The sequence below is a fragment of the Luteibacter sp. 621 genome (genome assembly GCF_050435445.1).
GTDB lineage: Bacteria > Pseudomonadota > Gammaproteobacteria > Xanthomonadales > Rhodanobacteraceae > Luteibacter.
In genome coordinates, this window is the sequence record NZ_JBNDKI010000023.1 from 21,155 (window position 1) to 35,192 (window position 14,038).

13 protein-coding genes are annotated in these 14,038 nt (G+C 65.2%); 7 read left to right on the forward strand and 6 right to left on the reverse strand.

Annotated elements, in window-relative coordinates; all coding sequences use genetic code 11:
- Nucleotides 1–8: 8 nt before the first annotated feature.
- The gene (locus tag ABIE56_RS19460; RefSeq protein ID WP_429245463.1) at nucleotides 9–1,262 is read right to left on the reverse strand and encodes an efflux RND transporter periplasmic adaptor subunit; all 1,254 of its coding nucleotides are present in this window, start codon (nucleotides 1,260–1,262) and stop codon (nucleotides 9–11) included.
- Between the two features lie 342 nt (nucleotides 1,263–1,604).
- On the opposite strand from ABIE56_RS19460, the gene ABIE56_RS19465 reads away from it, so the two are divergent.
- Entirely contained in the window at nucleotides 1,605–2,138 is a 534-nt protein-coding gene (locus tag ABIE56_RS19465) for a c-type cytochrome (protein WP_429245464.1), read from the forward strand.
- Between the two features lie 171 nt (nucleotides 2,139–2,309).
- Here the strand turns inward: ABIE56_RS19465 and ABIE56_RS19470 are convergent, their stop codons facing one another.
- A complete protein-coding gene (locus tag ABIE56_RS19470; protein ID WP_429245465.1) occupies nucleotides 2,310–2,894 on the reverse strand; it encodes an ACP phosphodiesterase in 585 nt (194 codons plus the stop codon).
- Between the two features lie 48 nt (nucleotides 2,895–2,942).
- Here ABIE56_RS19470 and ABIE56_RS19475 point away from each other — a divergent pair, with 48 nt between their 5' ends.
- The 4 genes from ABIE56_RS19475 (at nucleotide 2,943) to ABIE56_RS19490 (ending at nucleotide 6,066) form a co-directional block, all read left to right on the forward strand.
- Complete coding sequence (locus tag ABIE56_RS19475; protein WP_429245466.1) at nucleotides 2,943–3,644, forward strand: alpha/beta hydrolase; 702 nt, start codon at nucleotides 2,943–2,945, stop codon at nucleotides 3,642–3,644.
- On the forward strand, nucleotides 3,641–4,759 hold the full coding sequence (zapE, locus tag ABIE56_RS19480) for a cell division protein ZapE (RefSeq protein WP_429245467.1): 1,119 nt from the start codon (nucleotides 3,641–3,643) through the stop codon (nucleotides 4,757–4,759). The genes ABIE56_RS19475 and zapE overlap by 4 nt, the downstream gene beginning before the upstream one ends.
- 92 nt (nucleotides 4,760–4,851) lie before the next feature.
- Nucleotides 4,852–5,295: a hypothetical protein gene (locus tag ABIE56_RS19485; protein ID WP_429245468.1), complete on the forward strand. Its 444-nt coding sequence runs from the start codon at nucleotides 4,852–4,854 to the stop codon at nucleotides 5,293–5,295.
- On the forward strand, nucleotides 5,296–6,066 hold the full coding sequence (locus ABIE56_RS19490; RefSeq protein WP_429245469.1) for an N-acetylmuramoyl-L-alanine amidase: 771 nt from the start codon (nucleotides 5,296–5,298) through the stop codon (nucleotides 6,064–6,066).
- Here ABIE56_RS19490 and ltaE read toward each other — a convergent pair.
- Nucleotides 6,060–7,073 (reverse strand): low-specificity L-threonine aldolase, encoded by a 1,014-nt coding sequence (ltaE, locus tag ABIE56_RS19495; RefSeq protein WP_429245470.1) that lies wholly within the window; start codon nucleotides 7,071–7,073, stop codon nucleotides 6,060–6,062. The genes ABIE56_RS19490 and ltaE overlap by 7 nt on opposite strands.
- A 90-nt stretch (nucleotides 7,074–7,163) precedes the next feature.
- Between ltaE and ABIE56_RS19500 the strand changes: the two genes are divergently transcribed.
- Nucleotides 7,164–7,676, forward strand: a complete 513-nt coding sequence (locus tag ABIE56_RS19500) for a gluconokinase (RefSeq protein ID WP_429245471.1) — start codon at nucleotides 7,164–7,166, stop codon at nucleotides 7,674–7,676.
- Here the strand turns inward: ABIE56_RS19500 and ABIE56_RS19505 are convergent.
- Nucleotides 7,661–8,428, reverse strand: coding sequence for an AraC family transcriptional regulator (locus ABIE56_RS19505; RefSeq protein ID WP_429245472.1), 768 nt, complete (start codon nucleotides 8,426–8,428; stop codon nucleotides 7,661–7,663). The genes ABIE56_RS19500 and ABIE56_RS19505 overlap by 16 nt on opposite strands.
- Nucleotides 8,429–8,524: 96 nt before the next feature.
- Between ABIE56_RS19505 and ABIE56_RS19510 the strand changes: the two genes are divergently transcribed.
- A complete protein-coding gene (locus ABIE56_RS19510; protein WP_429245473.1) occupies nucleotides 8,525–9,730 on the forward strand; it encodes an MFS transporter in 1,206 nt (401 codons plus the stop codon).
- 69 nt (nucleotides 9,731–9,799) lie between these two features.
- Here ABIE56_RS19510 and ABIE56_RS19515 read toward each other — a convergent pair whose 3' ends face one another.
- Together ABIE56_RS19515 and ABIE56_RS19520 are read right to left on the reverse strand one after the other, a co-directional pair.
- Nucleotides 9,800–12,259, reverse strand: coding sequence for a membrane-bound PQQ-dependent dehydrogenase, glucose/quinate/shikimate family (locus tag ABIE56_RS19515; RefSeq protein ID WP_429245474.1), 2,460 nt, complete (start codon nucleotides 12,257–12,259; stop codon nucleotides 9,800–9,802).
- Nucleotides 12,260–12,344: 85 nt separating this feature from the next.
- Nucleotides 12,345–14,027 (reverse strand): AMP-binding protein, encoded by a 1,683-nt coding sequence (locus ABIE56_RS19520; protein WP_429245475.1) that lies wholly within the window; start codon nucleotides 14,025–14,027, stop codon nucleotides 12,345–12,347.
- Nucleotides 14,028–14,038: the final 11 nt, after the last annotated feature.

The following is a 14,038-nucleotide window of genomic DNA, read 5'->3' on the forward strand; positions in this document are numbered from 1 at the left end:
TGTCGAAGTTAGCCGCCGCGGCGGCCGCCGCCCGGGTGGGCCTTCTTGTCCTTCGACTTCGACAGTTCTTCAGCCGTCGGCGCGGCCGGCACCTGGCCCGGGGCCAGCGGCTGCACCTTGGAACCCGGCTTCAGGCGGAACTGGCCTTCGGTAACGACCTTATCGCCCAGCTTCAGGCCGGTGATCATGACGTGGCTATCGCCCACTTCCGAGGCCGTCTGCACCGATTCCATCTTGACCGTGTTATCGCCCTGTACGAGGTACACGTAATCGCCATCGGGGCCACGCTGCACCGCCTGGGCCGGAATGACGAGGCCATTCTTCACGGTGCGCACCTTCAGGCGCGCATTCACGAACTGACCCGGCCACAGCTCGGTCTTCTGGTTATCGAACAGGCCACGAAGGCGGAACGTGCCGGTGGTGGTATCGATGGTGTTGTTGATGACCTCCAGGTGGCCGCTGGTCACCACGTGCGCGTCGATGCGGTCAAGCGCATCGACGACGAGCGGCGAGCCCGGGTTCTCGGCCATACCCGTGCGCACCATGTCGAGGTTCTTCTCCGGCAGGGTGAACGTGACATAGATCGGGTGCACCTCGGTCAGCGTCACGATGGACGTGGAGGTGGTGACGATATTGCCCACGTCGACGCCGCGGATGCCGGCAAGGCCGGTGATCGGGGCGATGACCTTGGTAAAGCCGAGCTGCACCTGGGCTGCCCGGATCGATGCCTGGTCGGCGACGACGGTCGCGTTGGACTGGTCCAGGGTGTTCTTCAGGTTATCCAGGTCCTGTTTGGATACGTACTGCTGGCCACCCTTGCTCACGAGGTTCTGCGAACGCTCCAGGTTGTTCTTGGCGGTGGCGGCCAGTGCCTGGTCCTGCTTCAGCTTGGCCAGGGCCTGGTCGTACTGCGACTGGATGGTGCGCGGATCGATCTCCGCCAGCACGTCACCCTGCTTCACCTCCTGGCCCTCGGTGAAGTTCAGCTTCATGAGCTGACCGCCCACCTGCGGGCTCACCGTGACCTGGTTGCGCGCCTGAACCGTACCCGTGGCGCTGAGGTACACCGGCACATCCTGGGCCGCGACAGGCACCACCGTCACCGGGACCGGCGGCTGATCCTTACCCTGCCCGTCGCCATTGGCCTGGGCGGATGCGTCCTGCGCATTTGCACCACCCTTGTGCATACGGGGAAGGACGACGACGACGGCAATCACCACAACGACGATGACCGCCAGCGCGATTTTCCAAAAACGCGACATGTAAAGCTCCCAATGAGAATCCGGTCGATGGCGCCGCACTGCGACCAGGTGCGCCTCGCGCCGCGGGCTTTATACCCTGAAAACGTGAAGGTTCGGCGGCGACAATATAGGTGTACGGGAACGGGATTGAACAATGCCGGTTGACAGGGGTACACCATGACTGACGGCATGCTACCCATGGCTTCCGGCCCCGTTTGAGGCCATCCGCAGGCAGCCGTGGGGCAGGCCGCTGACGAATGCGAAGGTTCCGTTATACTCGGGCGGTTCGATCGCTGTAAGGCAGCAGGCAAGCCGGAGCCCGGGGAGGGGGACGGCATACCCAACATCGATGGGAGTCAATGCGTGAGTGGTTCTCCGAGCAAGTCCGACCAGAACTTCGTCCGTCAATTCTCGTGGCTTACGGCCGGCTTAAGTATTCTCGCCCTTGTGCTGATGGTGCTCGCTTACGCCATCTACTCGAATATTCCCAAGGAGCAGGACCCCGCCGTGGCCAAGCGCACGGAGGCCCGGATCGCTCCGGTGGGTGCCGTTTACGCGGGTGACACCGGCCGGGCGGCCATGCTCGCCGCGCAGGAAGCCGCCGCCAAGGCAGCCGCCTCGCAGGTGGCCTACGGTGGCAGCACCGATGGCAAGACCATTTACGACAACCTCTGCCACAGCTGCCATACCGCGGGCGTGGCCGGGGCACCGAAGCTGGGCGACAAGGGCGCGTGGGCTGCCCGTATCGCTGAGGGAACGGCCACGCTGATCAAGCACGCGATCGAGGGCTATACAGGCCCCGACGGCAACCACATGCCCCCGAAGGGTGGTAACCCGGCGTTGACCGATGAGCAGGTCACCAACACCGTGAAGTGGATGACCGACCAGGCCAAATAAGGCTGCGGGCGGCCCACCGCCCGCTCCAGCGCTGAATTCCGACGGGCGCTGATCCGGCTTGCGCTGACCGGGCTGACCGGGCTGACCGGGCTGACCGGGCTGACGCTGACACTGTAGGAGCGTGCTTGCACGCGAAAAGCCAACGGAGCGATGAAGCGGGGGCTTACCAAGCTAGCGGCCCGCCACCCACTCCTGCGCAAACGCCTGAAGCTGCGGGAAAAACCGCCCAAACACCTCACGCAGGGCGGCGTCGTGCTCCACCAGCAGCGGCACGGACTCCGCCACCGGGTTGGCCCGCGACAAGCGCCGCGAGAGCCCGCCCAGTGCCGCCGCCACCCGTTCCAGCTGCGCGTACCCAGCCGGTAAGTCATTGGCATCCATATAAGAAAGAAACCGCTTCAGCCCATCGGGCAGAAGCGGCCCGGCGGCGTGCAGTTCCTCGCGCAGACCGGTGGAAAACCCGGAAAGGGGCGTCGCGCTGTAGCGGGCGAAGTCCCGGGCCAGGCAATGGTCGAACCACACATCCAGGAAGATGCCTGCGTAACGGCGGAACGGGGCCGGAAACAGCTCCCGGGCCGCACGGACATCCGGATGGGTATCCGTATAGCCGTCGATTGCCCGGTGCAGGTAGATGCCATCGCGCACCCGCTCCGGTAGCGACGCATCCGGCGTGCCGCGGACAAAATCCCCCATGACCCCGCCCAGGCGCAGGCCAGCATCGTTCCCCGCCAACAGGGCATGGGCAAGAACGTTCACGCGGCGGCCCGGGCACGACCGACACAACCAGCGGTTATCATGGCGGGCATGACTGATCTTCTACCTACAGCGCCGGACACTTTCCCGGACGAAACGCTGAGCTTCGCGCTGGCCGGGCCCGCAGGCAAGCTCGAATGCGAGGCCAAGGCCGCGACCGAGGGCCGCAGGGAGGCCATCGCGGTCATCTGCCACCCGCTCTCCACAGATGGCGGCAGCATGCACAACAAGGTGGTCACCATGGTCGAGCGCTCGCTGCGCGAGTCCGGCGTGGATACCGTGATTTTCAACTTCCGCAGTGTGGGCCGCTCCGAGGGGGCCTTCGATAGTGGCCACGGTGAGAGCGACGACCTGGCCGCCGTGGTGACCTGGGCGCGCAAGGTGCGGCCAGGCGCGAAACTGTGGCTGGCCGGCTTCTCGTTCGGCAGCTACGTGACCCTGCGCAACGCCGTGACGCTGGGCGCCGATGCCCTGATCAGCATCGCCCCGCCCGCCGCCGGTCGCGGCTGGGATTTCTCGCCCATCGAGCTGCCATCGTGCCCGTGGCTGGTGGTGATGGGTGATGCGGATGAAATCGTGGAACCGCAGGCCGTGTACGACTGGGTGGAGAGCCTCCCGGAAGACAAGCGGCCCGTGCTGGTGAAGATGGAAGAGACCAGCCACTTCTTCCACCGCCGCCTCATGGACCTGCGCGGCGTGATCAAGAACGCGGTCAGGCTATGGCCGCCGGCACCGGCGCCTGTTGACGCATGAGCTGCACGGAACTGACCCCCGGCGAGCGCTACCGGGATGGCGTCACGGGCCATCGGTGGGAATCCGATCCGGCCCAGCTGGCGGTGATCGCGCAATTCGATCGCCTGCATGGCGAGCTGTGCAAACCGGTCGAGGCCCAGGGCAATGGCCTGTTCGGCCGGCTCAAATCGATGCTCGGCGGCGATGCGCCCCGGGAGCCGGTACGGGGGCTCTACCTGTGGGGCAGCGTGGGCCGGGGCAAGACGTTCCTGATGGACCTGTTCGTATCCAGCCTCTCGCCTGGACTTGCACTGCGCCGGCACTTCCACCGCTTCATGCAGGAAACACACGCCACACTACGCGAACTCGGTGAGCGGCAGAACCCGCTGGATGAGGTCGCAGCGCGCATCGCGGCGAAGCACCGCGTGCTGTGCCTGGATGAGTTCATGGTGACCGATATCGGCGATGCCATGATCCTCGCCGGATTGCTCGATGGCCTTTTCTCGCGTGGCGTCACGCTGGTCACCACGTCGAACACGGTGCCGGCGAACCTTTACAAGGACGGCCTGCAACGCGCGCGTTTCCTCCCGGCCATCGCCGCGCTGGAAAAGCATTGCGTCGTGCACGAAATCGCCTCGCCACGCGACTGGCGCCTGCGCACCTTAAGCCAGGCATCGGTGTACCTGGTGCCCCCCGGCCCGGAAGCCGAACGCTCGCTTGCGAAAATCTTCACCACGCAGGCGCAGGGCGACACGGAAGATGGCGGTACGCTCAACGTAAATGGCCGTGAGATTCCGGTGCGCCGACGCGCCGCGAACGTGATCTGGTTTGATTTCGCCGCGTTGTGTGAAGGCCCGCGCGCCGTGCCCGACTACATCGAGCTGGCTCGAACCTACCCGACGGTCATCGTCTCTGGCGTACCTCAGTTCAACGATTTCACCGAGAACGAGGCCAAGCGTTTCGTCCTGCTGGTAGACGAGTTCTACGATCGCCACGTAAAGTTGGCGCTATCGGCCGCGGCGCCCATCACCGAGCTTTACGATGGCAAGCGTGTCCGCGCCGAATTTGGCCGGACCGAGTCGCGCCTGATCGAGATGCAGAGCGAGGACTACCTGGGGCGCGAGCACCACCCCTAAGTTGACGTGGGCGCGACCGTCTGTCGCGAACATGTCACGAGACCGATGCTTTCCGGGCGGGAATGCCGCGCCACTTCAAACGAGAAACGCCCATGAAACATTGCGAACTGGTTCCCGGTAAGGGTATCCGCCACGGCGATCACGACATCTTTTTCGGCCTGCGGCGCAACGCGGTGCGCAAGGTGCTCGGCAAGCCGGTGCCCAACGACTCGATGTGGAACGACGAGGATGAATACGAGGTCGATGGCGACGAGTGGCTTCGCCTGCGCTACCTCGACGACACGCTGTGCGATATCGAAGTGCTCGGTGGCTCGCTGGCGCACGACGGGGTGGAGCTGAAGCACACCGACATCCGCACACTCAAGGCGGGGCTCAACAACTGCGGCATCGCTGTCGATGACCTCACCGAGTGGCTCAGTGAAGGCCGCGACTGTGTCGACCTGCAGATCGTGGTCGCCACCGGCGATGATATCGGTGAGCCCGGTGGTGACAAGATCGCGTGGGTGATCACCAGCGTCGATTTCAAGGTCGAATAAATGACCGCACGCCGCCATGGGTTCCGGCTCGCGGCGGCGCTCTCCGTCGCCGCCATGCTGGCAGGCTGCGCCAGTGGCCCGCAGGTGGCACCGCAGCGCAGCCCGCTCGCACACTGGTCGCCTTCGCCCAACTTCAACGCGCGCAAGGCACAGCTAATCGTGCTGCACCACACGTCCATTGGCGATACCGAGGCGGCGCTACGCGTCCTGAAAACGCATAACAGCCAGGGCCCGGTAAGCGCACATTACCTGGTGGAAATGGATGGCCGCATCGACCAGCTGGTGGATGAGGGCGACCGCGCCTGGCAGGCAGGCGCATCGCGCTGGGCAGGGATGACGGATCTCAACTCGTCGTCCATCGGCATCGAAATCGATAACGACGGGCACTCGCCCTTCACGCAAGCGCAGATCGATGCGTTGATCCGCCTGCTGGCCGATATCACCACGCGCCTGGGCATACCGCGTACCGCGATCGTGGGCCACGGCGATATCGCGCCAGGCCGCAAGGATGATCCCAGCGTTCAGTTCCCGTGGGACCGCCTGGCCAGTTACGGCTTCGGGTTGTGGTTCGATGCACCGCTCACGCCCGCACCGCCCGGCTTCGATACCCTCGCAGCCATGCGCCTGGTGGGTTACGACGTCTCCGTGCCGCGCGATGCGATCATCGCCTTCCATCGCCACTACCGGGCGATGGAAACCGAGTCGCTCGACAGCACCGATGCCGCCATCCTCTACTCGCTACAGCGCAAGCTGATGGCGCCGCGTCAGTAAGCAAACGTCCGGAAGGCGTCTATCGTCCGCTCGACACCTTCATCGTCGATGTCCAGATGCGTGACCAGCCGGATCGACGGGAGGTAGCCGATGCTGAGCCGGATGCCCTTCGCGGCCGTGTGCTTCGCCAGGTCCTGCAGGCGCGCGGCAGGGACATCTACGAACACCATATTCGTGTGGCAGCCCTGCAGGGTAAGGCCTTCGATCGAACCCAGTGCCTCGGCCAGCCGTTTCGCGCGGGCATGATCGTCGGCCAGGCGCTCCACGTGGTGATCCAGCGCGTGCATGGCCGCCGCGGCCAGCATGCCCGCCTGGCGCCAGCCACCACCGGCGACCTTGCGCCAGCGGCGCGCGCGGTCGATCAGCTTCACATCGCCCAGCAGCACGGAGCCGACCGGCGCGCCCAGGCCTTTTGAAAGGCATACGGAAACGCTATCGAAACCGGCTGCGACCTCGCGCGCCGGGCGACCGTAGGCGATGGCGGCGTTGTAGAGGCGCGCTCCATCGAGATGGAATCCTAGGCCTCTTCGCGTTGCGACCTCGCGGGCGGCGGCCAGGTAGTCGAACGGCAGCGCGCGACCATGCCACGTGTTTTCCAGCGCCAGCAGCTTTGACCGCGCGAAGTGCGGATCAACCGGCTTAATGGCCGCCTCGACCTTGTCCAGCGGCAGCGTGCCATCGGCGGCCTGCGGGATGGGTTGCGGCTGGATGGAACCGAGCACCGCCGCACCACCGCCTTCGAAACGGTACGTGTGGGCATCAGCTCCCACGATGTACTCGTCGCCGCGCTCGCAGTGGCTCATCAGCGCCAGCAGGTTGCTCTGCGTACCGGTGGGCACGAACAGCGCTGCCGCGAAGCCCAGGTCCGCCGCCAGCCTGTCCTGCAGGGCGTTCACGGTGGGATCTTCGCCGTAGACGTCGTCACCAACGGGGGCGCGCAGCATCGCTTCGCGCATGGCATCGGTGGGCTGGGTGACGGTATCGCTGCGCAGGTCGATCGTTCGCATGGGGTGCCGTGTCGCGTTGGGGGGCCAGCGGTGGATGGTACGCCAGCCCGTTCACGATTCCGTAGCCCAAACCACGCCATGCTTATACGCATGATCACGATCGTCATGGGCGTATCCGGCAGTGGCAAGAGCACCGTAGGGGGCGACCTGGCGGCGCACCTGGGCCTGCCCTTTATTGATGGCGACAGCCTGCACCCGGCCGCCAACCGGGAAAAAATGGCGCAGGGCATCCCGCTGAACGATGCCGACCGCCAACCATGGCTCGAAGCCATCGTCGCGGTAATGAACGAGCACCGCGAACGCCATCAGTCGCTGGTGATCGCCTGCTCAGCGTTGAAGCGCCGCTATCGCGATTTCTTGCGGGGCAGCCTGCGCGATGTCCGTTTCGTCTACCTGCACGGCACGCGCGAGTTGCTTGAAGAACGCCTGCGCGAGCGCAGTGCGCACTTCTTCAACCCCGTGCTGCTGGATAGCCAACTGGCCACGCTGGAGGAACCCACGCACACCGAGGCGGCGTGGGTGGAAATCACCGACCCGCCTGCACGCATCGTGGAGAAAGTGATCCGCGCGGGATGTGCCGAGGCGCGTCAGGCAGCTCGGTAATCCGAGGGTGGCTTGCCCAGCGCACGGCGGAACATCGTGGAAAAGCTGGTAGCGCTCTCATAACCAAGGTCCAGGGCGACCTCGGTGACGGCTTCATTCGCGGCAAGGCGCGGCAAGGCGGCCAGCAGGCACGCCTGCTGCCGCCATTGCGCGAAACTCATGCCCGTTTCCCGGCGAAACAGCCGGGTGAAGCTGCGCCGGTGCATCCCGAGGCGATCGGCCCAGGCATCGATACCTTCGACGACATTGGGGTGCTCGAGAAACCGCGCGCAGAGTGCAGCAAGGCCGGGATCGCTGGGTAACGGCAGATCGAGGGGAACGCGAGGCGCACGCCCTATCTCTTCGACGAGCAAGGCCATGAGCAAGCCATCCCGACCGCTGGTGTCGTATTCACGGGGCACGTGGACGGCCTCGACCAACAGCGCACGCAGCAACGGCGAGACGGCGATGACGCGACACGCCGCGCCGGCGGCGCCGGTGACCTCAGGTTCGATGTAAACGCTCCGCGTGTTCACGGCCCCGATCATCCGCACCGCATGCGGTATCTCCGAGGGAATCCACACGGCGCGTTCGGGTGGCGCGATCCACGCGCCGAACGGCGTGGTGACAGCGACCGTGCCCTTCGAGGCATACAGGAGTTGGCCGCGCCGGTGCTGGTGGGTCGGCAGTTCGAACGATGCCGGATAGGCATTGCCGCGCGATACCACCGGCCGGGGCGTGGCCTCAAAAACCGCTGCGTCGCTGGCTGACATGGGCGCTGTCCCAAACTCAAAGGCTTCTGACCCGCATTCTAGCGCGGGACACCCCTTGGCGTGGTTTCATAAGCCACCCCACCCCAGGACCGCACGATGCAAGCCCCGGCCAACACGGCGGCGCAGGCGACCAGCCCTGCCGCCCCTACCGTCTACGGCGTGATCTTCGCCATCAGCTTCTGCCATCTGCTGAACGACATGATGCAGTCGTTGCTTCCGGCCATCTACCCCGGCCTGAAGAGCGATTTCCAGCTCGACTTCGGCCAGATCGGCTTGATCACCCTGACCTACCAGATCACCGCCTCGATCCTGCAGCCGCTGATTGGCCTCTACGCCGATCGCCGCCCCACGCCCCTCGCGCTGCCAGGCGGCACACTGTTCTCGCTGGCCGGCCTGCTGGTGCTATCGCAGGCACATGCCTACCCCGTACTGCTGGGTGGCGCGGCGCTGCTGGGCATGGGCTCCTCGGTGTTCCACCCGGAATCGTCGCGCGTGGCGCGCATGGCATCGGGCGGCAAGCACGGCCTGGCCCAGTCGCTGTTCCAGGTAGGCGGCAATGCCGGGCAGGCCCTCGGGCCCCTGGCCGCGGCGATCGTCGTGGTGCGCTGGGGCCAGTCGAGCCTGGGCTTCTTCGCCCTGCTCGCCCTGCTCTCGTGCGCCATTCTGTGGAACGTCAGCCAGTGGTATCGCTACCATGGCCTGCCGCGCCTGAAGGCATCGCATGCCGCGCATGCGCACAGTGCACCGCCGGCGCGCGATGCCACCCGCGGCATCCTGGTACTGCTTGCACTGATCTTTTCCAAGTACGTGTACCTGTCCAGCCTGACCAGCTATTTCACCTTCTACCTGATCCACAAGTTCAGCGTGTCGGTGGAAACCGCGCAGTTGCACCTGTTCGTGTTCCTCGGTGCGGTCGCCGTGGGCACGATCCTGGGCGGCCCGGTGGGCGACCGCATTGGCCGCAAGCGGGTCATCTGGTTCTCCATCCTGGGCACGCTGCCGTTCACGTTGCTGCTGCCGCATGCCAGCCTGTTCTGGACGGCGCCGCTCACGGTGGCCATCGGCTTGATCCTCGCTTCGGCCTTCCCTGCGATCGTGGTGTTCGCGCAGGAACTGGTACCCGGCAAGGTCGGCATGATCTCCGGCCTGTTCTTTGGCTTCTCGTTCGGCATGGGCGGCATTGGCGCCGCGGTGCTGGGTGAGCTAGCCGACCATTACGGCATTGAGGCGGTGTACCAGATCTGTGCGTTCCTGCCGCTGATCGGGCTGCTGGCGGCGTTTTTGCCGAATCCTAAAAAGTAGCGTTGTCCCGAGCGTGAATCGCGCGCAAGTGCGCTCCTACAGGAGGAGCGCACTTGCGTCGCGCCGCTTTTATTTGGGCAACGCGTACGCGATCACCCAATCGCCCTGCTTCGTGCCCAGCGAACCATGGCCACCCGCCACCACCAGCACATACTGGCGGCCCGTGCTGTCCGCGTAGCTCATGGGTGTCGCCTGGCCGCCAGCGGGCAAGCGCGCTTCCCAAAGCTTGCGGCCGGTACGTACATCGTAGGCACGCACGTAGTCATCCAGCGTCCCGCTCAGGAAGGTCACGCCACCGGCGGTCGTCACCATGCCGCCCATGCTGGGCACACCCAGCGGCATCGGGATCGGCAGCGGAGCGCTGTCCACGATCGTGCCGTTACGGTGCTTCCACAACGTCTTGCCCGTGCGCAGGTCCACGCCCGCCACATAACCCCACGGCGGCGCCTGGCACGGAATCCCCAATGGGGACAGGAACGCGGAGAGCTCGATGGCATAGGGGATACCTTCGGCCTTCTTGATGCCCTCTGTCTCGCTCTTGGGCGCAGTCACCTCCATGTGCGCCAGTTGCTCCTTGGGAATGAGCTTCGACTGGAACGCCATGTAACTGGGGTTGGCCAGCAGTAACTGGCGTGTGGGATCGACAGACACGCCACCCCAGTCGAACACGCCGAAGTTACCGGGGAACACGAGCGAACCCTGCAGCGATGGTGGGGTATGCATGCCCTCGTAGCGCAACGAGCGGAAGCGTACGCGGCACCAGAGCATGTCGAACGGCGTGGTGCCCCACATATCCGCTTCGCGAACATCGGGCGGCGCCATGTTCAGATCGGACATGGGCTGCGTAGGTGATGTGTGATCGCCGGCCACGGCGCCCTGCGGACGCGGCACCTCGCGAATGGGAATGATCGGCGTGCCATCGCGGCGATCGAGCACGTACAGGCTGCCCTGCTTGGTCGACGCGATGATCGCGGGTTTCACGCCGTTATCGGTGGTGAGATCGACGAGCGTGGGCTGGCCGCCCACATCCATGTCCCACAGATCGTGATGGGTGAACTGGTAGTTCCACTTTACTTTGCCCGTGGCGATATCGAGCGCGACCAGGCCCGCGCCGAATTTCTCCGAGGTTGGCGTACGGCGGCCCGCGAATTGATCCGGGGTCTGGTTGCCCATCGGCAGGTACACCATGCCCAGGTTCTCATCCACGCTAAACAGCGACCACATGTTGGGCGAGTTGCGGGTGTAGGTCTCGCCTGGCGCGATGGGCGCCGTGTCGTCAGGGCGGCCCGGATCCCAGTTCCATACCAGGTGGCCATCATGCACATCGTAGGCGCGGATGACGCCGGACGGCTCGTTGGTCGATTCGTTATCGGTGACATGCCCCCCGATAATGACCAGGTCTTTCGTCACTGCCGGCGGTGAGGTCGAGTAGTAGCCGCCCGGGGTGAACGGCCCGATGTTGGCACGAAGGTCCACCGTGCCCTTGTTACCGAAGTCATCGCAGACCTGGCCGTTATCAGCGTTGATCGCGATAAGCCGCGCGTCAGCGGTGGGCAGGAACAGGCGGCGCGGGCAGGTGCCGGCCGCAAGCACGTTAGCGGGCAGCGGTGCCGTGGAAGCGGGTGCCGGTACACCCGGAGCGGTCGTAGCGGGTGCCGGGATCAATGCCGCCGCGTAACGCGCATCGTCGTGATAGGAGACGCCGCGGCACGTCATGTGTTCCCAGTGCTTGAAGCCCACCGGGCTCTGGATCTTCGGATCGAACTCCCACTTCTTCGCACCGGTCGCGGCGTCCACGGCGATGACACGGCTGTGCGGCGTGCAAAGGTAAACGGTATCGCCGATCTTCAGCGGCGTGTTTTCCGCCGTCGTCTCCGTCGGGTCATCCGGGCCGGGCAAGTCACCGGTCTGGATCTTCCACGCCACCTGCAGCTGCCCGACGTTCTCGGGGGTGATCTGCTTGAGCGGCGAGTAGCGCTGGCCCCAGGGCGAGCTGCCGTAATCGGTCCAGTCACCATCAGCGCGCGCGGCACGGTCGCCTTGGGGGCCGGAGATATCGGCCATCGGTAGTTCGCCGACCAGATCGGGCTCGGGCCGGAACACGCCGACCAGCCCGATTACCGCCACGACAAGCAGGCCCAGGAACAGGAAGCCGCCACCTGTTCCTCGCGCCGTATCAAGGTATGGGTCACGGCCGAGGCCACGGCGCGGCCATGGCAGGAGGAGCCAAAGGCCAAGCACGAACCAGACGTCCAGGCGCGGCAACAGCAGCCACCAGGAAAAGCCGACCTCCCACACTGCCCAGGCGGCGGTGCCGAGCAGGAACAGCGTGTAAAGCGGCACGGCGAAGCGCACGCGGACGAGCAGCAAGAGCGCAACCAGCAGAAGCAACACGCCCGACGCGAGGTAGTAGACCGAGCCGCCCTCGTTAAAGAGCCGGATGCCGCCGATGAGCATGCCCGCGCCGCATACGGCAAAGACGAACGCCGAGAACAGCGTGGCCGGGTGAAACCTTCTTATCCTTCTCACGTGTCTGACCTCGCAACGGACGGCACCCACCCCGCCTCGTAGACTGTGATCGGGCGCGTGAAGCCGTGGTGCAGGTGACCGTGGGTCAGGCCTGCGCCAAACCGGCCAGCTCGGCCTCCATGGCCTGGCGCATCAGGTATTTCTGCACCTTTCCCGTCACCGTCATGGGGAAGCTATCGACGAAGCGCACGTAATGCGGGACCTTGAAGTAGGCGAGATGTCGCCGGCAATAGTCCTGGATGGCAGCCTCGGTGGCCGTGGCACCGTCGCGCAGGCGCACCCACGCACAGACCTGTTCGCCGAATTTCTCGTCGGGCACGCCGAACACCTGCACGTCCTGGATATCGGGATGGCCATACAGGAACTCCTCGATCTCACGCGGGTAGATGTTCTCGCCGCCGCGGATGATCATGTCCTTCAGGCGACCCACGATCGTGCAATACCCCTCGTCATCAATGACCGCCAGGTCGCCGGTATGCATCCAGCGTGCATCATCGAGCGCCATACGCGTATTGGCTTCATCGTTCCAGTAGCCACGCATGACCGAATAGCCGCGGGTGAGCAGCTCGCCCGTGCTGCCACGGGGCACCACGCGGCCACTTTCATCCACGATTTTCACTTCAACGTGCGGATGGATACGACCCACGGTGGAAACACGACGCTCCAGCGGATCATCCGCCACGGTCTGGAAGCTGACCGGGCTCGTTTCGGTCATGCCATAGGCGATGGTGACTTCCGCCATGTGCATATCGCGCACGACGCGTCGCATCACCTCGATAGGGCAAGGCGATCCGGCCATGATGCCCGTGCGCAGGCTGCTGAGATCGAACTCGCGGAAGCGCGGATGCTCCAACTCCGCGATAAACATGGTCGGCACGCCGTGCAGGCCCGTACAGCGTTCCTCGGCAACGGTCTCCAGCGTGGCCAACGCGTCAAAGCCCTCGCCGGGAATGACCATGCAGGCGCCATGCGTCACGCAGGCCAGGTTGCCCAGCACCATGCCAAAGCAGTGATAGAACGGCACCGGGATACAAAGCCGGTCCTGTTCGGTGAGGTGCATGGCCTCGCCAATGAAGAACCCATTGTTCACGATGTTGTGATGGGTGAGCGTCGCGCCTTTTGGGGCACCGGTAGTACCCGAGGTGAACTGGATATTCACCGGGTCATCGAAGGAGAGTTCGGCTTCGATCGCGGCAAGCCGTGCCTTCGCATTTGCATCCGCGGTGATATCGGCCCAGCGCAACGTACCGGGCGCCGCGGCATCATCCAGAAGGATGACGTGGCGCAGATCAGGGAGCGCGGCGGCGCGCAGGCCGCCGGGCGACGACGCCGGCAGCTCGGGGGCGAGGCCCTGGAGGATGTCGAGATAACGCGAGGTCTTGAACGCCCGGGGCAGGATCAGCGCGCGGCAACCGACCTTGTTCAGCGAGTACGCCAGTTCGTGCGAGCGGTACGCCGGGTTGATATTGACGAGGATCAACCCGGCTTTCGGTGCGGCGAACTGGGCCACGACCCATTCCGCCCGGTTGGGCGCCCAGATGCCTATCCGGTCGCCCGGATCCAGGCCCAGCGCCAGCAGCCCGGCGGCCACGCGCTCCACCTCGGCGTGGAACTCGCGGTAGCTCCAGCGGATGTTTTGCTGGCGTACCACCAACGCCGGCCGCTCCGGCCATGCCGCAACGATGCGATCGAGCAGTGCCCCGACTGTTTCGCCGATCAGCGGGGTGGCGCTGGCGCCGTTGACGTAACTGGGGGCGGTGGCGGTCATGGAACATCCCG

Bases quoted from the DNA above. Each gene is read 5' to 3' on its own strand.
- ABIE56_RS19460 (WP_429245463.1), bottom strand. From the start codon at position 1,262: ATGTCGCGTTTTTGGAAAATCGCGCTGGCGGTCATCGTCGTTGTGGTG.
- ABIE56_RS19475 (WP_429245466.1), top strand. From the start codon at position 2,943: ATGACTGATCTTCTACCTACAGCGCCGGACACTTTCCCGGACGAAACG.
- zapE (WP_429245467.1), top strand. From the start codon at position 3,641: ATGAGCTGCACGGAACTGACCCCCGGCGAGCGCTACCGGGATGGCGTC.
- ABIE56_RS19485 (WP_429245468.1), top strand. From the start codon at position 4,852: ATGAAACATTGCGAACTGGTTCCCGGTAAGGGTATCCGCCACGGCGAT.
- ABIE56_RS19490 (WP_429245469.1), top strand. From the start codon at position 5,296: ATGACCGCACGCCGCCATGGGTTCCGGCTCGCGGCGGCGCTCTCCGTC.
- ltaE (WP_429245470.1), bottom strand. From the start codon at position 7,073: ATGCGAACGATCGACCTGCGCAGCGATACCGTCACCCAGCCCACCGAT.
- ABIE56_RS19500 (WP_429245471.1), top strand. From the start codon at position 7,164: ATGATCACGATCGTCATGGGCGTATCCGGCAGTGGCAAGAGCACCGTA.
- ABIE56_RS19505 (WP_429245472.1), bottom strand. From the start codon at position 8,428: ATGTCAGCCAGCGACGCAGCGGTTTTTGAGGCCACGCCCCGGCCGGTG.
- ABIE56_RS19510 (WP_429245473.1), top strand. From the start codon at position 8,525: ATGCAAGCCCCGGCCAACACGGCGGCGCAGGCGACCAGCCCTGCCGCC.
- ABIE56_RS19520 (WP_429245475.1), bottom strand. From the start codon at position 14,027: ATGACCGCCACCGCCCCCAGTTACGTCAACGGCGCCAGCGCCACCCCG.